The 22279-nt window shown below is 52.3% G+C and carries 19 protein-coding genes and 1 riboswitch; of the genes, 7 read left to right on the top strand and 12 right to left on the bottom strand.

Going from position 1 to position 22279, the window contains the following annotated elements; translation table 11 throughout:
* Positions 1 to 16 precede the first annotated feature (16 nt).
* Positions 17 to 835 carry an undecaprenyl-diphosphate phosphatase gene (gene bacA / locus E6P06_RS23895; protein WP_003024655.1) on the top strand — a complete coding sequence of 273 codons (819 nt, stop codon included), beginning with the start codon at positions 17 to 19 and terminating at the stop codon, positions 833 to 835.
* A gap of 61 nt (positions 836 to 896) precedes the next feature.
* Here bacA and E6P06_RS23890 read toward each other — a convergent pair whose 3' ends face one another.
* Positions 897 to 2138 carry a multifunctional CCA addition/repair protein gene (locus E6P06_RS23890; protein WP_003024653.1) on the bottom strand — a complete coding sequence of 414 codons (1242 nt, stop codon included), beginning with the start codon at positions 2136 to 2138 and terminating at the stop codon, positions 897 to 899.
* A gap of 61 nt (positions 2139 to 2199) precedes the next feature.
* Positions 2200 to 2820, bottom strand: coding sequence for a TIGR04211 family SH3 domain-containing protein (locus E6P06_RS23885; RefSeq protein ID WP_003024650.1), 621 nt, complete (start codon positions 2818 to 2820; stop codon positions 2200 to 2202).
* Positions 2821 to 3061: 241 nt separating this feature from the next.
* On the opposite strand from E6P06_RS23885, the gene E6P06_RS23880 reads away from it, so the two are divergent.
* The 3 genes from E6P06_RS23880 to hldE all read left to right on the top strand — a co-directional run bounded on the left by E6P06_RS23880 (position 3062) and on the right by hldE (position 8822).
* A complete protein-coding gene (locus E6P06_RS23880; RefSeq protein ID WP_048232820.1) occupies positions 3062 to 4363 on the top strand; it encodes an inorganic triphosphatase in 1302 nt (433 codons plus the stop codon).
* 125 nt (positions 4364 to 4488) lie between these two features.
* Positions 4489 to 7329, top strand: a complete 2841-nt coding sequence (glnE, locus tag E6P06_RS23875) for a bifunctional [glutamate--ammonia ligase]-adenylyl-L-tyrosine phosphorylase/[glutamate--ammonia-ligase] adenylyltransferase (protein ID WP_003846303.1) — start codon at positions 4489 to 4491, stop codon at positions 7327 to 7329.
* A gap of 59 nt (positions 7330 to 7388) precedes the next feature.
* The gene (gene hldE / locus E6P06_RS23870; protein ID WP_003838125.1) at positions 7389 to 8822 is read left to right on the top strand and encodes a bifunctional D-glycero-beta-D-manno-heptose-7-phosphate kinase/D-glycero-beta-D-manno-heptose 1-phosphate adenylyltransferase HldE; all 1434 of its coding nucleotides are present in this window, start codon (positions 7389 to 7391) and stop codon (positions 8820 to 8822) included.
* Positions 8823 to 8914: 92 nt separating this feature from the next.
* Here hldE and E6P06_RS23865 read toward each other — a convergent pair whose 3' ends face one another.
* Together E6P06_RS23865 and E6P06_RS23860 are read right to left on the bottom strand one after the other, a co-directional pair.
* Positions 8915 to 10582, bottom strand: coding sequence for a flotillin family protein (locus E6P06_RS23865; protein WP_139935795.1), 1668 nt, complete (start codon positions 10580 to 10582; stop codon positions 8915 to 8917).
* Positions 10583 to 10605: 23 nt separating this feature from the next.
* On the bottom strand, positions 10606 to 11235 hold the full coding sequence (locus tag E6P06_RS23860) for an OB-fold-containig protein (protein WP_139935794.1): 630 nt from the start codon (positions 11233 to 11235) through the stop codon (positions 10606 to 10608).
* A 260-nt stretch (positions 11236 to 11495) separates the two neighbouring features.
* Here E6P06_RS23860 and glgS point away from each other — a divergent pair, with 260 nt between their 5' ends.
* Positions 11496 to 11702: a cell surface composition regulator GlgS gene (glgS, locus tag E6P06_RS23855; protein WP_019077704.1), complete on the top strand. Its 207-nt coding sequence runs from the start codon at positions 11496 to 11498 to the stop codon at positions 11700 to 11702.
* Between the two features lie 32 nt (positions 11703 to 11734).
* Here the strand turns inward: glgS and ubiK are convergent, their stop codons facing one another.
* The gene (gene ubiK / locus E6P06_RS23850) at positions 11735 to 12031 is read right to left on the bottom strand and encodes a ubiquinone biosynthesis accessory factor UbiK (protein WP_003024618.1); all 297 of its coding nucleotides are present in this window, start codon (positions 12029 to 12031) and stop codon (positions 11735 to 11737) included.
* A gap of 132 nt (positions 12032 to 12163) precedes the next feature.
* A riboswitch (FMN riboswitch) is annotated at positions 12164 to 12313 on the top strand.
* Between the two features lie 106 nt (positions 12314 to 12419).
* Here ubiK and ribB point away from each other — a divergent pair.
* The gene (gene ribB, locus E6P06_RS23845) at positions 12420 to 13073 is read left to right on the top strand and encodes a 3,4-dihydroxy-2-butanone-4-phosphate synthase (protein WP_139935793.1); all 654 of its coding nucleotides are present in this window, start codon (positions 12420 to 12422) and stop codon (positions 13071 to 13073) included.
* A gap of 82 nt (positions 13074 to 13155) precedes the next feature.
* On the opposite strand, the gene dsbI is transcribed toward ribB, so the two are convergent.
* From dsbI to zupT, 4 genes are all read right to left on the bottom strand, one after another.
* A complete protein-coding gene (gene dsbI, locus E6P06_RS23840; protein ID WP_003838131.1) occupies positions 13156 to 13827 on the bottom strand; it encodes a protein-disulfide oxidoreductase DsbI in 672 nt (223 codons plus the stop codon).
* 14 nt (positions 13828 to 13841) lie between these two features.
* Positions 13842 to 14510 (bottom strand): thiol:disulfide interchange protein DsbA/DsbL, encoded by a 669-nt coding sequence (locus E6P06_RS23835; RefSeq protein WP_003838133.1) that lies wholly within the window; start codon positions 14508 to 14510, stop codon positions 13842 to 13844.
* Between the two features lie 23 nt (positions 14511 to 14533).
* Positions 14534 to 16330, bottom strand: a complete 1797-nt coding sequence (locus tag E6P06_RS23830) for an aryl-sulfate sulfotransferase (RefSeq protein ID WP_096889910.1) — start codon at positions 16328 to 16330, stop codon at positions 14534 to 14536.
* Between the two features lie 639 nt (positions 16331 to 16969).
* Positions 16970 to 17743 (bottom strand): zinc transporter ZupT, encoded by a 774-nt coding sequence (zupT, locus tag E6P06_RS23825; protein WP_003024600.1) that lies wholly within the window; start codon positions 17741 to 17743, stop codon positions 16970 to 16972.
* 147 nt (positions 17744 to 17890) lie between these two features.
* Here zupT and ygiD point away from each other — a divergent pair, with 147 nt between their 5' ends.
* Positions 17891 to 18679 (top strand): 4,5-DOPA dioxygenase extradiol, encoded by a 789-nt coding sequence (gene ygiD / locus E6P06_RS23820; protein WP_049002555.1) that lies wholly within the window; start codon positions 17891 to 17893, stop codon positions 18677 to 18679.
* Positions 18680 to 18764: 85 nt separating this feature from the next.
* Here ygiD and E6P06_RS23815 read toward each other — a convergent pair whose 3' ends face one another.
* The 3 genes from E6P06_RS23815 to tolC all read right to left on the bottom strand — a co-directional run bounded on the left by E6P06_RS23815 (position 18765) and on the right by tolC (position 22244).
* Positions 18765 to 19925: a glutathionylspermidine synthase family protein gene (locus E6P06_RS23815; protein ID WP_003024594.1), complete on the bottom strand. Its 1161-nt coding sequence runs from the start codon at positions 19923 to 19925 to the stop codon at positions 18765 to 18767.
* Positions 19926 to 19930: 5 nt separating this feature from the next.
* Positions 19931 to 20608: a DUF1190 family protein gene (locus tag E6P06_RS23810; protein WP_003024591.1), complete on the bottom strand. Its 678-nt coding sequence runs from the start codon at positions 20606 to 20608 to the stop codon at positions 19931 to 19933.
* A 157-nt stretch (positions 20609 to 20765) separates the two neighbouring features.
* The gene (gene tolC / locus E6P06_RS23805; RefSeq protein ID WP_085951568.1) at positions 20766 to 22244 is read right to left on the bottom strand and encodes an outer membrane channel protein TolC; all 1479 of its coding nucleotides are present in this window, start codon (positions 22242 to 22244) and stop codon (positions 20766 to 20768) included.
* Between the last annotated feature and the right edge of the window lie 35 nt (positions 22245 to 22279).

The raw sequence follows: 22279 nt of genomic DNA, 5'->3' as shown, positions 1-22279 counted from the left end.
ATCTAGGGGTTTATTAATGAGTGATATGCACTCGCTGCTGGTGGCGGCAATTTTGGGTGTGGTCGAAGGGTTGACGGAATTTTTACCCGTTTCCAGTACCGGCCATATGATTATTGTTGGCCACCTGCTGGGTTTTGAGGGTGACACCGCAAAAACTTTCGAGGTGGTAATCCAGCTAGGTTCTATTCTGGCAGTCGTGGTGATGTTCTGGCGACGTCTGTTTAGTTTGATTGGCATTCACTTCGGCAAAGCCCCGCATGAAGGTACTGGCAAAGGTCGACTGACGCTGGGACATATTCTGTTGGGGATGATCCCAGCCGTAGTGCTGGGGCTGATATTCCACGACACCATCAAATCGCTGTTTAACCCGATCAACGTGATGTATGCGCTGGTGGTAGGGGGCGTGCTGCTGATTGCCGCAGAATGCCTGAAGCCGAAAGAGCCGCGTGCGCCGGGTCTGGATGATATGACCTATAGGCAGGCGTTTATGATCGGCTGTTTCCAGTGTCTGGCCCTGTGGCCGGGCTTTTCTCGCTCCGGGGCGACGATTTCTGGCGGTATGCTGATGGGCGTGAGCCGTTACGCGGCGTCTGAGTTTTCTTTCCTGCTGGCCGTGCCGATGATGATGGGTGCAACGGCGCTGGATCTCTACAAGAGCTGGTCGTTTCTCAGCGCATCAGATATCCCGATGTTTGCCGTCGGTTTCGTGACGGCGTTTATCGTGGCGCTGGTAGCGATCAAAACCTTCCTGCAGCTGATTAAGCGTATCTCGTTCATTCCGTTTGCGATTTATCGCTTTGTTGTAGCGGCTGCCGTTTACGTCGTGTTCTTCTGATGACTTACCGTGGTGCCGGATGGCGGCGTTTCGCCTTATCCGGCCTACGGGTGATATTCGTTCAGGCGGTGGGTTTAGGACACCGCTTCTCCTTCCAGTTGGCCACCGCCGCAATGCGACGCCGGGTCAGTTCCTCGCGAATAGCCTGACCTTTGAATCCCGCTTCCACGACATCTTTCGTGGGAACCGCCTGTGCAACCAGCCAGGCTTCACGCAACAGCCTGCCTTGTGGGTAATCCGCCGCTTCAAAACCGGTTCGCCCACGCACGTCGGCCTCGCTGGTGAGGGCGATTTGCTCCACGCGCTGCGGTTTGCGCCATGCATCGATGGAATCAAACAGCTTAACGATGGTTTTCGGTTGCAGGATCGGGAAGGTATGAATCAGGTCGTGGAACTCGGCCACCAGTTTGGCTAAATCACGGATGTCATTCGGCACGCGCAGGCGCTGACACAGTTGCTCGACCAGCTTAACGCCCGCCGGACCGTGGCCATGATGGCGCGGCCATAGCGCTTTAGGCGTTAATGCTTTGCCAAGATCGTGGCACAGCGTGGCAAAACGCACGTCGACCTCCGGGCTTAACATGGCTGCCATCGACAGCGTCATCAGCGTGTGAATACCGGTATCAATTTCCGGGTGCCACTGCGCGGGCGCGGGAACGCCGAACAGAGCATCCACTTCAGGAAACAGAACGTGCAGTGCGCCGCAGTCGCGCAGGACCTGAAAAAATACCTGTGGGTTGCGGGTGGTTAAGGCGCTTTCCGTTTCTTTCCACACGCGCTCTGGCGTCAAGTGTTCCAGCTCGCCAGCGGCGTTCATATCGCGCATCAGCGTCATGGTTTCGTCGGCAATACGAAAGCCAAGGTGCGCATAGCGGGCAGCAAAGCGCGCTACGCGCAGCACGCGCAGTGGATCTTCGCTAAAAGCCGGGGAAACATGACGCAGCAGGCGGTTTTCCAGATCATCGCGTCCGTTATACGGGTCGATAATCTCCCCGTTGTCATCGCGGGCCATTGCGTTGATGGTCAGGTCGCGCCGCTGAAGATCGGCCTCCAGCGTCACATCTGGCGCGGCGTAGCAGGTGAATCCGGTATATCCCGAACCTGATTTGCGTTCAGTACGCGCCAACGCATACTCTTCCCGGGTTTGCGGATGCAGAAACACGGGAAAATCGCGGCCTACCTGTTGGTAACCCGCGTCGAGCATTCCTTGCGGCGTGGCACCGACAACGACCCAATCTTTATCTTTAATCGGTAGCCCTAATAACGCATCCCGAACAGCACCACCGACCAGATAAATCTTCACGCCACTTTCCTTTTGAAAAAAACATCCCTTAATCATATGTCAGTGTGGCGGAGAAGGCGATTCAGTTCATCCAGCGATCTTTGCGTTTACGGCTTGGGATCATGTGTGGCAGAACCAGACCGAGCAGCAGACCAAGACCCAGCACGCCGCCGCCATACATAAACCATTGCATGATGATAGTACGCTGCTTGTCATCAAGCTGAAGGTTGGCTGCGCTCACCTTCTTTTGCGCCACGATAAGTTCGTTCTTCAGCTTCTGGTTTTCTTGTTTCAGCCCGTCAATCACGCTGTCGCTCTGCGCTACCTTTTGCTGCATGTCGGCGGTACGCTGATTCCATGTGGTATCGATATTATTGAGCTTATCGGTCAAGATCTTAACCTGGTTTTCCAGGTCGGGAACGCGGGTACGCAGGCTCGGCGTACTGTTCAGCTCTTTCAGTGGGATCCAGGCGGTACGTCCGGTGCTGTCTTTCACCTGGGCGTAGTTGGTGTTGGCATCGGTCTGTAATAGCGTGACTTCCTCGCCGGCGTTAACCGTACCCACGAGGCGATAATTATCTCCCGGACCGCTGCGGACCCAGGTGTTCAGTTCGTCAGAGACATAGCGCTTTTCTTCGGCATGAGAGACTGCAGTGGCGCTAAGTGCGAGTAAAGTTAATCCAATCAGGCGTAATTTTGGCATCAGGCTGTCGTTATTGTCATAGAAAGTGGAACGATAGTAGTGGCATCAGTGTCTCTACGCAAAGCATTCGACATCAATCGGAATCATCTGTGTCCTTTTTGCCACCACTCGAAACTTTTACGCCCGTCAAATTGCTCGTTGCATGGCAATTTGGCGCAAAATACTATCTACTGACCATAAAGAACGAACTTAGTTCGCAGTCAGTTTTCTCAACTGTGACATAACCCATAAGTACAAGACCATGGCCCAGGAAATCGAATTAAAATTTATCGTTAATAGTGACGCTGTCGATGCGCTACGTGAACGTCTGAATACGCTGGGGGGAGAGCATCATGCACCCAGCCAGTTACTAAATATTTACTACGAAACGCCGGATGCGTGGTTGCGTGGTCACGATATGGGGCTGCGTATTCGCGGTGAAAACGGTCATTACGAAATGACCATGAAAATTGCCGGACGCGTGACGGGCGGTCTGCATCAACGACCGGAATTTAACGTTGCGCTGGACGCGCCTGAGCTGGATCTCGCCTTGTTCCCAACGGAAGTCTGGCCTGATGGCAAACTGCCCGCTGAACTTGCTTCTCAAGTGCAGCCGTTGTTCAGCACCGATTTTTTCCGTGAGAAATGGTTGGTTGATGTTGATGGCAGCCGGATTGAAATGGCCCTCGATGTGGGGGAAGTGAAAGCGGGCGAGTTTGCAGAACCTATCTGTGAGCTTGAACTTGAACTGCTAAGCGGCGATACCCGTGCGGTACTGAAGCTGGCAAACCAGCTGGTTTCGCAAACCGGTTTACGCCAGGGCAGTTTGAGCAAAGCCGCGCGCGGTTATCATTTGGCCCTGGGGAATGCGCCGCGCGAACTCAAACCGACGCGGATTTTGAAGGTTCCGGCGAAGGCAAGCATTGAGCAGGGGTTGGAAGCGGCGCTGGAGCTGGCATTATCACAGTGGCAGTACCACGAAGAGCTGTGGGTACGCGGCGTTAAAGGGGCGAAAGCCGAGGTGCTGGCGGCAATGGGGCTGGTGCGTCACATTCTGATGTTGTTTGGCGGTAATGTGCCACGAAAAGCGAGCGCTCACTTACGTGATTTGCTGACCCAATCGGAAGCGATCATTACGTCGGACGTTTCTGCTATTTCGGCGGTTTACAGTACGCAAACGGCAATGGCCAAGCTGGCGCTGACCGAATGGCTGGTGACCAAAGGATGGCAGCCGTTCCTGGATGCGAAGGCGCAGGGCAAAATTGCCGACTCCTTTAAGCGCTTCTCTGATACCCATCTTTCACGCCATGCCGCTGAGCTGAAAACCGCTTTTGCGCAGCCGTTGGGCGATCAGTACGCCGATCAGCTTCCACGTTTGACGCGCAACATTGATAGCATGCTGATGCTGGCGGGATACTACGACGAAAATGTCGCATCAGAATGGATCGCTACTTGGCAGGGCTTACGTCGCGCCATTGCGGCCAACCAATATATTGAAATTGAACACTTCCGCAACGAGGCGATCGCGCTGGAACCGTTCTGGCTGCACAGCGGAAAACGATAATCAGGGCCGAGGCCGGGATGCCTGATGGCGCTGCGCTTATCAGGCCTACGCGATGTGTGTAACTGTCATGTAGGTCGGATAAGGCGAAAAGACGCATCCGGCACCATTCAAAGGATAACCCGTAAATGAAGCAGCTCTCTTCACCGTTACAGCAGTACTGGCCGACCGTTGTTGAGCGGCTGCCAGCAGCAATATCTGAGTCCTCGCTTAGCGTTCAGGCGAAGTCAGTACTTACATTCAGTGATTTTGTCCGTGACAGCATTATTGCCCATCCCGAATGGCTGGCTGAGCTGGAAAGCACTCCACCCCTGGCGGATGAATGGCAACACTATGCCAACTGGTTACAGCAAGCATTGGCTGACGTTAGTGACGAAAACACACTGATGCGTGAGTTACGCCTGTTTCGTCGTCGCATTATGGTGCGTATCGCCTGGGCACAGACGCTGTCGCTGGTGACCGAAGAGAGTATTTTGCAGCAGCTAAGTCATCTGGCTGAAACGTTGATCGTTGCCGCGCGCGACTGGTTGTACGCAGCCTGCTGTCGCGAATGGGGAACGCCGTGTAATCCTGAAGGTGTGGCGCAGCCGCTGCTGATTTTAGGCATGGGGAAACTGGGCGGCGGCGAGCTGAATTTTTCCTCCGATATCGACCTGATTTTTGCCTGGCCGGAACACGGCAGCACACAGGGTGGGCGTCGCGAGCTGGATAACGCGCAGTTCTTTACCCGTATGGGCCAGCGGCTTATCAAAGTGCTGGATCAGCCCACAATGGATGGGTTTGTCTATCGGGTGGATATGCGTTTACGCCCGTTTGGCGACAGCGGCCCGCTGGTGCTGAGCTTCTCCGCGCTGGAGGATTATTACCAGGAACAAGGGCGCGACTGGGAACGCTATGCGATGGTTAAAGCCCGCATTATGGGCGATGCCGACGGTACATACGTCAGCGAGCTTCGTGCCATGCTGAGGCCTTTTGTCTTCCGTCGCTATATTGATTTCAGCGTGATCCAGTCGCTGCGTAACATGAAAGGGATGATTGCGCGTGAAGTACGCCGTCGTGGCCTGAAAGATAACATCAAGCTAGGGGCGGGCGGCATTCGTGAAATCGAATTTATCGTGCAGGTATTCCAGCTGATTCGCGGTGGGCGCGAGCCATCGCTGCAATCCCGCTCGCTGTTACCGACGCTTAGCGCCATCAATGCGCTGCACTTGCTTTCTGATACCGACGCGGAACAACTGCGCGCAGCCTATCTCTATTTACGCCGCCTGGAAAACCTGCTGCAAAGTATCAATGATGAGCAGACCCAGACGCTGCCGGGTGATGAACTGAATCGCGCGCGGCTGGCGTGGGGGATGAACGTTGATGACTGGCAGCAGTTAACCGATGTGCTGACCAATCATATGGACAATGTGCGCCGGGTCTTCAACGAGCTGATTGGCGATGACGAAGCTGAAACCCAGGAAGAGTCGCTCTCAGAACAGTGGCGCGAATTGTGGCAGGACGCCTTACAGGAAGATGACACCACGCCAGTGCTGACGCATCTGGCGGATGACGATCGGCGGCGCGTGCTGTCTCTGATTGCTGATTTCCGCAAAGAGCTGGATAAACGCACCATTGGCCCGCGTGGACGCCAGGTGCTGGATCATTTAATGCCGCATCTGCTGAGCGATGTCTGTACGCGTGACGACGCCTCAGTCCCGCTGTCACGCATTACACCGCTGCTGGTGGGTATTGTGACTCGCACGACCTATCTGGAACTGCTGAGCGAATTCCCCGGGGCGCTGAAGCATTTGATTTCGCTCTGTGCGGCCTCGCCGATGGTCGCCAGCCAGCTGGCGCGGTATCCGTTGTTGCTCGATGAACTGTTGGATCCGAATACCCTGTATCAACCTACCGCGACGGACGCCTACCGTGATGAGCTGCGCCAGTATTTGCTGCGTGTGCCGGAAGATGACGAAGAGCAGCAACTGGAGGCACTGCGCCAGTTTAAACAAACGCAGCTACTGCGTATTGCCGCGGCTGATATCGCCGGTACGCTGCCGGTGATGAAGGTGAGCGACCATTTAACCTGGCTGGCGGAAGCGATTATTGATGCGGTAGTCCAGCAGGCGTGGACGCAGATGGTTGCTCGCTACGGCCAACCTACCCATCTTGGCGAACGTGAGGGGCGCGGTTTTGCCGTCGTCGGCTATGGCAAACTGGGTGGCTGGGAACTGGGTTACAGTTCGGATCTTGATTTGATCTTCCTGCATGATTGCCCGATGGACGTGATGACGGACGGTGAGCGTGAGATTGACGGGCGACAGTTCTATCTGCGTCTGTCGCAGCGCATTATGCACCTTTTCAGCACCCGCACCTCGTCCGGTATTTTGTACGAAGTGGATGCGCGGCTGCGTCCATCCGGCGCGGCGGGAATGCTGGTGACATCAACCGACGCTTTCGACGATTACCAGCGCAACGAAGCCTGGACGTGGGAGCATCAGGCGCTGGTGCGTGCTCGTGTGGTATATGGCGACCCGCAGTTGACCTCTCAGTTTGATGCGATTCGTCGCGATATCATGACCCTCGTCCGTGATGGGAAAACCTTGCAGACCGACGTGCGTGAAATGCGTGAGAAAATGCGCGCCCATTTGGGCAATAAGCATCGGGATCGTTTTGATATTAAAGCGGATGAAGGTGGCATCACAGACATAGAGTTTATTACGCAGTATCTGGTGTTGCGCTATGCGCATGAAAAACCGAAGCTGACGCGCTGGTCGGATAATGTGCGCATTCTGGAATTACTGGCGCAAAACGACATTATGGACGAGCAGGAAGCGCTGGCGCTTACCCGTGCTTATACGACGTTGCGTGATGAACTTCACCATCTTGCGTTGCAGGAACTTCCGGGCCATGTGGCGCTGGAGCACTTTGACGCTGAACGTACGCTAGTGCGTGACAGCTGGCAGAAGTGGCTGGTTGCCGAGTGAAGTGTGCTATTATCGCGCGCAAATTTTAAGACCCTCAGAGAATCTCTCAGGAGACAGGAATGAAAGTAACGCTGCCAGAGTTTGAACGTGCAGGAGTCATGGTTGTCGGTGATGTGATGCTGGATCGCTACTGGTACGGCCCTACCAGCCGTATTTCACCTGAAGCGCCGGTTCCGGTGGTGAAGGTCGATACCATCGAAGAACGTCCCGGTGGCGCAGCAAACGTGGCGATGAACATTGCCTCTCTGGGCGCAAATTCCCGTCTGGTGGGTTTGACCGGTATCGACGACGCGGCGCGTGCGCTGAGCAAAACGCTGGCGGATGTGAACGTAAAATGCGACTTCGTTTCCGTGCCGACACATCCGACAATCACCAAACTGCGCGTGCTTTCCCGCAACCAGCAGTTGATTCGTCTGGATTTTGAAGAAGGTTTTGAAGGCGTGGATCCGCAGCCGCTGCACGAGCGTATTAATCAGGCGCTGGGTTCTATTGGCGCTCTGGTGCTTTCCGACTACGCCAAAGGCGCGCTGGCAAGCGTGCAGCAGATGATTGCGTTGGCGCGTAAGGCTGGCGTGCCGGTACTTATCGATCCGAAAGGGACCGATTTTGAACGTTACCGAGGCGCAACGCTGCTAACGCCGAACTTGTCTGAGTTTGAAGCGGTAGTGGGTAAATGCAAAAGCGAAGATGAACTGGTTGAGCGCGGCATGAAATTGATTGCTGATTTCGACCTTTCCGCACTGCTGATTACCCGTTCAGAACAGGGGATGACGTTGCTGCAACCGGGCAAATCGCCACTGCATATGCCGACGCAGGCGCAGGAAGTGTATGACGTGACCGGTGCGGGCGATACGGTAATCGGCGTGCTGGCGGCGACGCTGGCGGCGGGTAACACACTGGAAGAGGCGTGCTATTTTGCCAACGCTGCAGCCGGTGTTGTGGTCGGTAAACTGGGAACCTCCACCGTTTCCCCGATTGAACTGGAAAACGCGGTGCGTGGTCGGGCTGATACTGGTTTTGGCGTGATGAGCGAATCTGAGCTGAAACAGGCCGTTGCCAGCGCCCGCAAGCGCGGTGAGAAAGTGGTGATGACTAACGGCGTGTTCGACATCCTGCATGCGGGCCACGTTTCCTATCTGGCAAATGCGCGCAAGCTGGGCGATCGCCTGATCGTGGCGGTAAACAGTGATGCGTCGACCAAACGTCTGAAAGGCGAAACGCGTCCGGTCAATCCGCTGGAACAGCGCATGATCGTGCTGGGCGCGCTGGAATCCGTCGACTGGGTGGTCTCTTTTGAAGAAGATACACCGCAGCGTCTGATCGCCGGCATCCTGCCGGATCTGCTGGTCAAAGGCGGTGACTATAAGCCAGAAGATATTGCGGGCAGCAAAGAGGTATGGGCGAACGGCGGTGAAGTGCTGGTGCTGAACTTCGAAGATGGCTGCTCAACGACCAATATCATCAAGAAGATCCAGAAAGACAGCGATAAATAGCAATTGGAATGTTTGTCGGATGGCGGTGTCCGGCCTACGAGGTTGTAGGCCGGATAAAACGCGTAAGCGTTGCCATCCGGCATTTCTGTTTCTTATTCTTCAGTCGTTTTCTCAACAGGCTGTGGACTGTTTTTCAGCGGATCGGCCAGTGCCGACAGCGAACCACCGGACAAACCAATTTCATTTAACAGCGAGTCAATCAGCGGCGCTTGTGTACGATAGGCAAGGGCGGCGGATAATGCCTGCTCAGCCAGATTCCCTCCGGTTACGTTACCTGCGGTCACTTTACCGACGGCGCCGCCACGATTCAGACCATCAACCTGGATAATCTTGATCCCATCGATAGATTTCATTGGCTCAACGGATTTCTCAATGACTGCTGGCAGGGACTGCAGCAGGGCCAGCTTAAATTTCAGACTGGTCTGTTCGTCGGAAAGCACGTTGATGGCATCGTTCAGCGCACGCTGGGCTTCGGCTTCCGCCAGACCTTTTTTCCGCGTGGCTTCGGCCAGTTCCACAATTGCCGCCGCCTGCAATTCTGCGGCTTCTTTTTCCGCTTTTGCCCGGACGGTCAGTTCAACCGCCTGGGTTTCTGCATCCTGAGCTGCGGCAATCAACGCCACCTGTTTGGCTCGATCCGCTTCTGCGGTCTGGCGGGTGGTTTCTACGTTCTGCTGGGCGCGAACCGCTTCGGCTAGCGCATCGTTAGCGCGTGCTTCAGCCTGAGACTGCTGTTCGGACTTGGCGGCAATGGCGATAGATTTTGTCTGATTAGCAATCTCCGTTACCTGCTGTTGTTCGATTTCTTTAATGCGAACTTCACGCTCGGCCTCGACTTTTCTGGATCGCACCGCCTGTTCGCGCTCGATTTCTGTTTCCTGAATCTGGCGTTCGGCAAGAATGCGCGTCTGCTCAGCTTCACGATGACGTTCGGCTTCGAAGGCGGCAATTTTGGCGTTTTGCTCGGCCGTGCGGGTCTTCACCTGTTGCTCCTGCTCGAGCGTCATGAAGGCTTCCTGCTGTTCGATTTCCAGCTTGCGTGCCAGCGCATCACGGTTTTTCTCACGAACGGCAACTTCTACGTCCTGCTCGACTTCGTTACGTTCGCGACGACGGCGTTCTGTTTCCTGGGTCAGCTTGGTCAGACCCTCGGCATCAAAGGCGTTATTCGGGTTGAAATGGACTTTTTCGGTCTGGTTAAAGTTGGTGAGTGAAACGCTCTCCAGTTCCAGGCCGTTTTTGGACAGGTCTTCCGCGACGGTATTTTGTACGCCCTGAACGAAGTTTTCACGCGTATCCTGCAGTTCATGCATGGTCATCTGCGACGCAGTGGCACGTAGGGCATCAACAAACTTATCTTCTATTAGCACACGTAAATCCTCTGGTGACAGCGTCCGCTGTCCCAGCGTCTGTGCGGCGGTAGCAATCCCTTCAACAGACGGTTTTACACGCACGAAAAAGGCGACGACGACATCCACGCGCATACGGTCTTTGGTGATGAGACTGTCGACAGTTGAACGGCTCACCTCAAGTTTGAGGGTGTTCATGTTGATAGGAATAATTTCGTGGAAGATAGGCATGACAATTGCGCCGCCGCTCATTACCACTTTTTGTCCACCAAGGCCGGTACGCACAAACGCCTGTTCAGCAGATGCGCGGCGATACAGGCGGGCAAAAATAATCCCGATAATTACTAAGACGACCACCGCCACAATGGCGGTAAACATCCATGAAGGTAACATGCCAAAAACATCATCCATCTATAAGATCCCTCTGTATAAAATTATAAAACAGTCGGCCAGGGGTTTAGCTCGGCCAGGTAACGCGTTGCGGAGAGTCGGCAGATAATCAGCACCTTGTCTCCTTTTTTGAATTCTTTGCCCGCTTCAGGCTCCAGCAGCACATAGTGAGTCTGCCCGAACTTATCGGTAAATTTGCCTTCGCAGGGGGTTCCGGCACTTGCGGAATGTCCGGTAATAATCGCCATGCTGCCGATAAATTCATCTTCAGCGAGGGCGGTGGTTTCATCCCGCGGCAGCCAGGGAGCAATGATTTTTCCGCTGTAATGCACGGCGAAGACCGCAAGAATAAAGCTCACCGGAGCAAGCAGCAGGTTGCTGAGCGGTGCTTGCCACAGCGTGACCCAGCCATGCTGAAGGAGGATGCCGAAGAGTCCAAAGAAGCCAGCGAGTAAGCACAGTACGATCAGTGCCGGGATCCGCCCGATATTGAGATAGTGAAGCGCCTGGCCGATATTGCCGGAAGTCAGGGCATCGTAATGTTCGAGGTGAGCATCAAGCGCACCTGAAAGAAAATGGCCAAAAATAAGAGAGATGCTTTCCAGTAGGCCAATCAACAGTACAAATGAAATAGCAAACAGGTAGGGGCTGTTGTAATCCGTGAATAATGCCAAGTTGTTTCCTCCTGTTACTGCGTTCCCTGTCCGTGTCAAAAGTAATGGTTTTACCTCTTACTTTTACATGACGTTACAATAACATGCGTTACCCTGGTCTTTAATCCGAAAAGGGGCTCATCCCCCTCTTAGATTTCGTAGGAAACTGTGAAGCAGGCGGTTTTTTTGCGCACAATATGTACAGAATAACTTCGTATCCAGGGAAATACTGAAATTAGAAAAAGCATATGGCCTTAGCAGATATTCAATAACTGGAGGGTATGCTCATGAACAGCAACATGTATTCAATGAACAATTTCGATTTCCTGGCCCGTAGTTTTGCCAGAATGCAGGCTGAGGGCCATCCCGTTGATATCCAGGCGATAACCGGGAACATGGATGAAGAACATCGAAGCTGGTTTTGCAAACGCTATGCGCTGTACTGCCAGCAGGCGACGGAAGCCAGGAAGCTAGAACTGGAACACTAACAGAAAAACGGGCCTTGCGGCCCGTTGTCGTTTTACTCTTGCGGATCGACTGACGGGATCGCGGGGGCAGGTTTAACTTCTGCCGTTTTTTCACGCGATTCCAGCTCAGTCAGACGTTGCTCAAGCAGCGCCAGCTTTTCACGTGTGCGCAATAAAACCTGAGTCTGTACATCGAATTCTTCACGGCTTACCAGATCCAGACGGGTCAGCTGTGACTGCAGCGTTTGACGAATTTTCTTCTCGACGTCTTCGCCAAACTCGCGGATCCCTTTCGGCATCGACTCGTGAACCTGACGAGCAATCTGCTCAATTTTTTTCGGGTCAATCATTGTGGTTTCCCTGAACTGGTACGTGTTGCTGCTTATTGTAGTGCGAACTGGCACAGGCATAAACCAGAATTGTGTGAAGCTAAGACGAGTAAAGGCGTTGATGAAGGTAATCAATAGCGTTATAGTTAACCCGCTTATTCTCAGGGCGGGGCGAAATTCCCCACCGGCGGTAAATCAACTGATGTTGAAAGCCCGCGAGCGCTTTTTGTTACGGCAAAAAGGTCAGCAGATCCGGTGTAATTCCGGGGCCGACGGTTAGAGTCCGGATGGGAGAGAGTAACGATCCAGTCGGGCATGGACCCGCTCACGTTATTTTTTTGCCGCTTAGACGGTACTCCTAAGACTGCCCTGATTCTGGTAACCATAATTTTAGTGAGGTTTTTTTACCATGAATCAGACGCTACTTTCCTCTTTTGGTACGGCTTTCGAACGTGTTGAACATGCGCTGTCTGCGCTGCGTGAAGGACGCGGTGTAATGGTGCTTGACGACGAAGACCGTGAAAACGAAGGCGATATGGTTTTCCCGGCAGAGACCATGACCGTTGAACAGATGGCACTGACCATCCGTCACGGTAGCGGTATTGTTTGCCTGTGCATCACTGAAGATCGACGTAAGCAGCTCGATCTGCCAATGATGGTGGAAAATAACACCAGTGCTTACGGTACGGGCTTTACTGTCACCATTGAAGCAGCAGAGGGCGTGACCACCGGTGTTTCCGCAGCAGACCGTGTTACTACGGTGCGTGCGGCAATTAAGGATGGCGCTAAACCTTCCGATCTTAACCGTCCGGGGCACGTTTTCCCGCTGCGTGCTCAGGCTGGCGGCGTGTTGACCCGCGGTGGTCATACTGAAGCGACCATCGACCTGATGACGCTGGCAGGGTTTAAACCGGCAGGCGTGCTGTGCGAACTGACCAACGACGATGGCACCATGGCGCGTGCGCCAGAGTGTATCGAATTTGCTGGCAAGCATAATATGGCTGTAGTCACTATCGAAGATTTAGTGGCTTATCGTCAGGCGCACGAGCGCAAAGCCAGCTAATAGACTATTACCACGTTAGTTGTGGTAAGCATAAAAAACCGAAGCCATCTTCCAGGCTTCGGTTTTTTTATTTTTGCTCAAATTATTTGGCCCTGGCCAGTTTCAATGCCCATGCGCCGCTCATTATCACCAACAGCAATAAACATAAGCCAAAGGCTAGCAGGCATGCCTGCGCCATGTTCATAAATTGCCACGGTGGAAGCAGATACCAGCCTTCAGACTGTTGGTATAGATCGATAAACCACTTTTGCGTACTGCTGAGTGCCACGCCATCAGGCACTATGGGGGCATCATAGCCGCAATCTCCAGTGGGTTTAAACCACTCCGGAGCCCAGTTTGCCAGCGGCAAATTGAAAGGGAATGTCGGATCGGTGGAACACCCCTGGACGCCAAACAGCGAATCCGGGCTATGTACCGCATGATGAATATCATTGAGTTTGAGCGAGAACTTAATGCCCATGATGCTGCCGTAAAATGCCGCAATGCAGCCAATAAGCTTCAGAACAACATTTTTAGGGTTTATTGCCGCGATCAATCCACCGAAAACCATCACAAACATGGCAAAGCGAATGTAGACACACTGCTCGCAGGGGGCCATATAGAGATAGATTTGGAAAAACGAGTGGGCCAATATTATTAACCCGCCCATCGCGCAGGCCATCAGTAGCCACAGAAAGCGCCGTTCCTGCCATCTCACCAGCGTATCAACCGGCGTGGTACGTAAGTCCCGCCACAATCCTTTTATGAAAACCATAGCCTCGTCCCTGTTTATTTTGTTGCCAGCTCTCTGACAAGCTCAGCCATGGAGTCAATGGATTTGATACTCTTGGTGTAGATCAGGTATTTACCGTTAACGACGTAAGCCGGAACCCCCTGAATTTTGGCGACGTCGTATGCCGCTTTCCATTTCTCCAGCGTTTGCTGAACGGTGGGATCTTGCAGCGCGGCGTCAAAATCTGCCTGGCTCATGCCTGCAGCATCCAGGCCTGTTTTAATGAATGCGGCCGGATCTTTACCATCTGACCAGCGCTCTTTCTTGTCGTGGTAAGCAGCGTAATAAGCGAATTTCGCTTTTTTGAACTGTGATTTGGCATCAAATAATGAAATCCCTGCTGCCTGATCTTTAGCAATCATTACTGCAAAAACTTCACTGGCCTGTTTACCATATTCCCCTTTGGTTTCCAGATGAAATGGTGTGAAGGTGACGAGATCGGCAACTTTTTCAGAAACCGGGCCAGTCACGGCTTTATCATATTTGTAACAGAACGGACAGGCGTAGCTGAATACTTTTATTAACGTCTTATCAGCATTAGGAATCGGTTTCTCTAAAACCATATAATCAGTGCCTTCTGTAAAAGCGGAGGCGGCAAACGACGAGGCAAGTGCGGCGGTTAATATCACGCTTTTAAATAATGAAGTAATCCATTTAGATGACATAATTAATCCTTAATCTAACGCGATTATTTAAACATGTGTTGTGGGCGGACCAGTAATGCACGGTAGTGCGTTTGGTTCGGCTTATCTGAAAGAACATCAATCTCAACTTTGACTTCTTTGGTCTTATAATCAATTTCGTTGATCTTGCCGATGGTTGGTTGTCCAACGTCAAATAAATTAATTGAGCCACCAAAGCCAAACATGGTGTCACGGTCTTTCTGATATTCGATAACCGAGGTGATGGGACTATAGAAATCGTAGCCGCGTTCTTTGCCGTATTCCCAAATTTGCTGAACGGTTCCTTTTTTCTCGTCAACTTTATATTCGACGAAACGGGAATATTTCATCGTCGGCAATGCCGGTTGTTCGAGCCCACGACCATCGCCGTTGTCAAAGATGGTTAATGTCCCTTTGCTCGAGAGCCATGCGGTGTGTTGGGTGTAGGTAAAATCGAAATCAGTATTCTCGCACTTACCGTTTTCGTCACATTTTAGCGCGTTGCCCTTATCATCAACCGGTTTTAACAGCTTGCTTGCCAGCGCCTTATTCCAGCCTTTCGACGGTGCCAGAATCCACTTCACCTGTTTATCGCGACCGATTTTGACAACACCCTGATGGCGGGAAGAGATAATAATGGAGTCATCTTTGGCATCATAGGCAATGGAGTTAACGTGCGCCCAGTTACGACCAGCACCCACTCCGAGGGCGTCACCGTAAGGAGTATCTGGCTCCAGTTTCGCCTGTTGACCGGCATGAGCGAGGTCAACGTTGACGCATACCGCGCCTGCGTCCAGTGCACCCAAAAGCGCATCACGCATCGGATCGAGTATCTTTGTCAGATCCCACACATCAACCACACGACCGGACTTGTCTACTTCAATTATCTGATCGCGGATGGTTTGCACATGGATGCCATCTTCTTTGCGATAATCGCGTTTGCCCACGCGAAGCAACACGGTGTCGTTGATTGTTTCGATCGATTCATGCGACGCGTCGAGGAAGCCGCGCGGTAGCTTATGATCGGCCAGAATCTGCCCCATCATATCGAATTCGTACCAATGCTGACCCTGAACGGCTGTGAAGGTGCCGCGCGGCGTTTCCCGGATACCCATCAAGTAACCGCGCTTATTGATATCCATGTCATGGCCATCGTAAAAGGTATCTTGATCCAGCCACCAACGATATTCACCTTCCGTATCGACGACAAAGGTAAAGGGTGCGATATCAAAAGGTAATGCGCCACCGGCTGGACCTGCATCCAGGATGCCGGCATTTTTGTCTTTTTCCCCATGCCAGTGGAATTCTGCCCCCTGTGGGGTGAAAGTATGGGTATTCACCAGATAGAGACGGTCTTCAAAGCCAGGCGCTACCTTAATAACTTTCGTTTGCTGTAAATCGGAAATAGAACGGTTATCCATGTAGTGATTAACGATGGCGGACGTTTGCACCACATAATCATCCTTCATGGCTTTGCCATTTTCTTTATATTCAACGGTGACCTTATTGGCAAACTTTTGATAAAGGCCAAAAATAGGTATGCCATCGTAGGTAGCGAGTGACTCTTTGCCCACGGCATATGTCACAGGAATCCCTTTTTCACCTTTACCATGAACGGTGACTTTGACATCTGAAATAACGTGACTATCTAATTCAACCAGTGCGGTAAGCGGGGCGTTTCCATATGGGTCAACCACTATTGCCCCCAGTTTTCCCGCAGGTTGAGCGGGTTGAAAACCTGCGGCAAACGAATTTCCAGCGGTTAATCCAAACGTCAGTGCGAGTGTGCCAGCGAGAAGTGTTTTTCGGTATTGTCTAAACATGGATATATCTCCTTATATTAACTTTAAATATAATTTCACTGAATATATTATGTTTTTACGATATGGCTAAAAATGAAAATGGTACTACTGATGTCACTTTTATTGTGGGTATATAAATATTGATGAAGTGTATTATTCTACAAAATCTAATTTTTATTGTTTTCTGGATAGTATGAGTGAGGTATTTTAAGGACAATGTTTATTATTGCTTAGTGTGATCTCGTCGACAGAGTTTTATTTTTTATAACTGTTTTAGCTATTGGTATAGCTGCTGGTTTATATGATCGAAATCATATATTTGTTTCTGAAATATGCCACTATAGGGGTATGTCAGAATAAGTTTATGTAAAATTTTAACGTTAAATGTTTAATGATGTTAAATGTTAAGGGTAAAAGAATGTTTATTGCCTGGTATTGGATCGTATTAATTGCACTCGTTGCATTGGGTTATTATTGCCATATGAAGCGTTATTGTCGGGCATTCCGACAAGACAGAGACGCATTGCTTGAGGCGCGAAACAAACTCTTCCGACGTTCTGGTGAAGATAACAGCGTGATTAAGGAACAGGAATAGTCCTTCACGTTCTGCTATGGATGAGCGGATGCTGTAAAATAGCAGGGTGGCATCCGCCCTCTGGATTATCCGATTCCCATGGACTGGAGGATGACGAGACTTAACCCCATCACCGACATTCCGCACAGGACCCCATAGCTGGGATTATTATTTGGGTCGATCTCTTTTGCCAGTGGCATCAATTCATCGACTGACAGCGCCACCATAATACCCGCGACTGCCGCCATTATTGCCGCCATCACCACAGGCGAGATGAGACTCCCCAGAATTAACCACGCCAGTACGCCGCCCAGTATTTCTGCCATGCCCGAGATCCCGGCCCAGAATATCGCCGTACGTTTGGAGCCCGTTGCTGCATAGACCGGACCTGCAACGGCTAATCCTTCAGGAATATTGTGTAATGCGACGGCAAGCGCAATACCAAAGCCCAGCTCGAGGTTGCTGCTGGCGGTAACAAACGTCGCAATCCCTTCCGGAAAATTGTGCAGGCTGATGCCGAGCGTTAATAAAATCGCGGTGCGTTTAATGGATCCGGGTAGAGGCTGCGTTGTTTTTTGTACCAGATCCTGAGGGTGCGCGTGCGGCAATAGACGGTCCAGGCCAAAGTAGCCCAGCAAGCCGACGATAAACATTCCGTAGCCCAGCACTGGCGACATGCCTTCAGCGGCCAGCGCAGCAGGTAGCATTTCCATTAGAGAGATCAGTAGCATAATCCCGGCAGCGAAGCCTAAAGAAAAGGCGAGAACGCGGTTGGAAGGCTTTTGCCCTAACACGCCGAGAAATGCGCCGATAAACGTGGCGGCACCTGCCAGTAAAGTCAGAAGTAAAGGTACTGACATCGACAAATAAAACTCCTTATCAATCTGCTTTCCGGACTAGATCGTCAAAATAACTGATGATCTTCATCATGGTTATCTGAGTTCTTCATCAACCGAATAAGCGTATTGTAATGGTATCAAAATGACTCCCTCAGTAAGGATATCATCATGTCTTCAACTCGTATGCCAGCATTGTTTTTGGGCCACGGTAGCCCGATGAATGTTCTGGAAGATAACGTTTATACCCGTGCCTGGCAGCAACTGGGGGAAACGTTGCCGCGTCCGAAAGCCATTGTGGTGGTCTCGGCGCACTGGTTCACTCGTGGAACGGGTGTGACAGCGATGGAAGCGCCTAAAACGATCCACGATTTCGGCGGTTTTCCGCAAGCCCTGTATGACACCCATTACCCGGCTCCGGGCTCGCCAGAACTGGCGCAGCACCTGGTTGATTTACTTGCTCCTGTACCCGTCGCGTTAGACAAAGAGGCGTGGGGTTTTGACCACGGTTCCTGGGGCGTACTAATCAAGATGTACCCGAATGCCGACATCCCGATGGTGCAGTTAAGCATCGATAGTACAAAACCGGCGGCCTGGCATTTTGAGATGGGCCGCAAGCTGGCGGCACTGCGTGATGAGGGTATTATGCTGGTGGCCAGTGGTAACGTGGTGCATAACCTGCGTACTGCGCGTTGGCACGGTGAGAACACGCCATATCCGTGGGCAACCTCATTCAATGATTATGTTAAGGCTCACCTGACATGGCAGGGACCGGTTGAGCAGCACCCGCTGGTGAACTATCTCGATCATGAAGGTGGATCGTTGTCGAACCCGACGCCAGATCACTATCTGCCGCTGCTGTATGTTCTCGGGGCATGGGATGGTAAAGAGTCTGTTACGATCCCTGTAGATGGTATCGAGATGGGAAGTTTAAGTATGTTGTCGGTGCAGGTTGGGTGATGAACGCCCGATGGCGCTACGCTTACCGGGCATTAAGTTCGTGCCGTAGGCCGGGTAAGGCGGAGCCGCCACCCGGCACTCTCAATCATTCGACAAAAATATGCGGATAGAAACGTGACAGATCCTGCGTGATCAACGCGCGGTCTTCACGAATGCCGATCCCTGCGGGTTGATCGTTGATCAGCCAACTGCCAATCAGCATATAGCTGTCGCCAAACTTCGGTAGCTGATGGAACTGCTGCACGATCATGCCTTCTTCACCGTACGGTCCTTCCACAGATTCGATCGTTTTACCGTTCTCAATGATGGAGACGTTAGCTCCCTCGCGCGAGAAGATCGGTTTGACAACGAATTTATCCATCTGTGGGTAGTCGTCTTCGGCGAAATACGCTGGCAGCAGGTTCGGATGATTCGGGAACATTTCCCATAACAGCGGTAACAGTGCTTTATTGGAAATAATGCTCTTCCAGGCGGGTTCCAGCCAGCGAACGCCAGCGTCTTCCAGCTTGGTGGAGAACATTTCACGCAGCATGAATTCCCACGGATAGAGCTTGAACAGGTTAGCGATCACCTGATCCTGCATATCGGTGAATTGGCCTTTTTCACCAAGACCAATATCTTCTACATAGAGGAATTCTGTAGCGATCTCAGCTTCGGCCGCGCAATCCTGCAGATACTGGATCGTACCGCGATCTTCCACCGTATCACGACAGCAGGTCAGATGTAGCAGTTGAAAACCATACTGTTCACGCAGCTCGGTGAAACGCTCGATAAGCTTTTCCTGCAGACTGTTGAACTGATCGCTGCCTTCCGGCAGGTTGCCCGCATTGAGCTGATCTTCCAGCCAGATCCACTGGAAAAACGCGGCTTCGTACAGCGAGGTTGGCGTATCAGCGTTATTTTCCAGCAGTTTGGGTTCACCGGTTCCATCCCACGCCAGATCGAGACGTGAATAGAGCGACGGTTGCTGTGTCAGCCAGGACTGGCGGACAAAACCCCAGGTATGCTTCGGAATGCGAAACTTGGTCATCAGCTCATCGCTGGCAATGACCTTTTCCACCACTTTGAGGCACATCTGATGCAGCTCTGCGGTGACCTCTTCCAGCTTTTCAACCTGAGCAAGGGTGAGTTTGTAGTACGCGTCTTCACACCAGTACGGCTCGCCGTACATAGTGTGAAAATTAAAACCGTATTCGGTGGCTTTATCGCGCCAGTCCGGGCGCTCAACAATACTGACTCTTTCCATGACGATCAGCCACCCATTGAACGTGTGGTGGTGCCGCTTGCGCTACGCTGCATGGTGCTCTGTTTGGCCACAGACTCACCAAATCCGCCGCGGGTTACGGTAGAGGTGGTGGCTGGTTTCGGTGCCATAGCGGTTTTCGGTACGGTCATGGTGCGACCCGGCGTTGCTGCGCCGTAGTTTTTACCGCTGGCATCTGTGTATTTGCCGTAAGCCGGGCTGGCTGGGTTTTTCGAGCTAAACAGCGGTTGCTGAGCGCCCATTCCGCCACCCATCAGTCGGCCCATCATGTAGCCTGCCATCAGTGGCATCCAGAAGCTGCCGCTGCTTTGATTCTGCGCCTGAGCCTGACCTTCACCGGTCGGCGCCATACCTGCTTGCGCAGGAGCCTGCTGGCACTGGCCTTCGCCGAATTCAGCGATACAGTCTTCACGAGTGGCGTATTTTGGCGCGGTACGTTCAGCTTCTTTCAGCGCATTGTTAAACGCGGTAGTACATTCGGCGCTTTTACCTGGATTCGCTGCAGAGCAGTCGTCAGCGTTCTGATAAAGCGAAACCGTTTCGTCACTCTTTTCACAGCCCGCGAGCATAAACACTGCGGTAACTGCCAGGGCGACAGGAGTCAGATGGCGCGCGCTCCAGCTTTTGCGGAACGAGGCGTGATGTATAGATTTTGTCCGTTTCATTTTTGTCTTCCAGGACCTAGTGGTAAACACAGTAAATAATGCTCAGGATAGAGGATGACTGGTCGAAATTGAAGCGGGAAGAGGCGAGAATGCGCAGGAAGGGGCGGATCTTTACGTTGTCTTACGTTCAGACGGGGCCGAAGCCCCGTCATCAGCATCAGTTACGGAACGGGTTGTTGCCGTTGCTGCTGGTTGAACGTGCTGCTGTCGGCTGAGCCGCAGGCAAATTGCCAGTGCCGTTAAAGTCATTCACGGCGGCATCTTGTTGTGGATTTTGCGGTGCTACGGTATCCGGCGTTGTGGATACCGGTTTACCCAGCGTATTGTTCAGTGCCACCAAATCCTGCTCGTTCAGCGTACCGAGCGCAGATTTGACGTTTAACTGATTGATAAGATAGGTATAACGCGCATTTGCCAGTTGCTGTTTGGCGTTGTACAGCGTGGTGGTGGCATCCAACACATCCACAATGGTACGTGTACCTACGGAATAACCGGCTTCCATCGCATCCAATGAGCTTTGAGCAGAGACAACCGCTTGTTTGTACGCGTTAATGCTACTAATAGAAGCATTAATGTTGTTGAATGAAGAACGAACGGTCTGCACCACGCTGCGGTGTGCGCTTTCCAGTTGTTCACTCGCGCCAACAAAGTTGTACTGCGCTTGTTTCACCTGCGAGTTAACCATCCCGCCCTGGTACAGCGGCAGCGAGAAGCTCAGACCGATTTTGTTCTGGCCCATGTTGCTGTCGTCATACTGGGAGCTGTTGGTTTTAGATCCGCTGTACGAGGTGTCAGATACCCCGGTAGAGGCGGTTAAATCCAGCGTTGGTAAGTGACCATCCTGTGCCTGACGAATCTGCTCACGCGCCAGATCCTGGCTTAAACGCGCCTGCAATAAAGTCAGGTTGCGGTTTTCCGCTTCTTTCAGTAGCGCATTCACCGCCTGCGGTTTGTTGGTTTTGAAACCATCAACGTTCAGCGAAGCCAGTTCCGGGTAATAGTTACCGGTCACCTGACGCAGCTGTTCTACCGCGTTATCCAGATTGTTACGCGCGGTCACTTCGTTCGCCAGCACGGTGTCGTATTGTGAACGGGCGTTCTGCACGTCAGTGATGGCGACCAGACCAACGTTAAAACGCTGAGTGGTCTGATCTAACTGACGATAAACCGCATCTTTCTGTGCCTGGGTGTAAGACAGCACATCAATCGCGTTCAGTACGTTAAAATAGGCCGTAGCGGTATTCAGGATCAGCGTTTGCTGATCGGTCTGATACGTTACGTCCTGGATGCCCGCTGATTTTTCTTGCAGCGTCAGGGCACGCCATTTAGACATGTCGAACAGCGTCTGAGTCAATTGTAATGACGCGCTGGTGGCATTGGAGTTGACGCCGTTTGCATCACGGTAGCCATTGCTGTAGGTGTAATCGGCACCTAAACCCAGTTGCGGCAGTAATGGACTACGCGCTTCGTTAATTTTTTCGAATGCAGCATCGCGATCGGCGGCGGATTTACGCAATTCCGGGTTGCTCAGGCGTGCTTGCTGATAAACCTGCATCAGGTTTTCTGCCTGGCTCAAAGTACTGAACCCCGACAGGCTCAGGCCGATAAGGATGGGGAGCAATTTCTTCATTTGCATTCCTTGTTGTGAAGCAGTATTTAGCGCTGATCAAA

It is taken from the genome of Citrobacter sp. CF971 (genome assembly GCF_006385635.1).
In the GTDB taxonomy this organism is placed as follows: domain Bacteria; phylum Pseudomonadota; class Gammaproteobacteria; order Enterobacterales; family Enterobacteriaceae; genus Citrobacter; species Citrobacter freundii.
The sequence above is the reverse complement of the archived record's forward strand: the minus strand, read 5'-3'. Positions and strand labels throughout refer to the sequence as shown.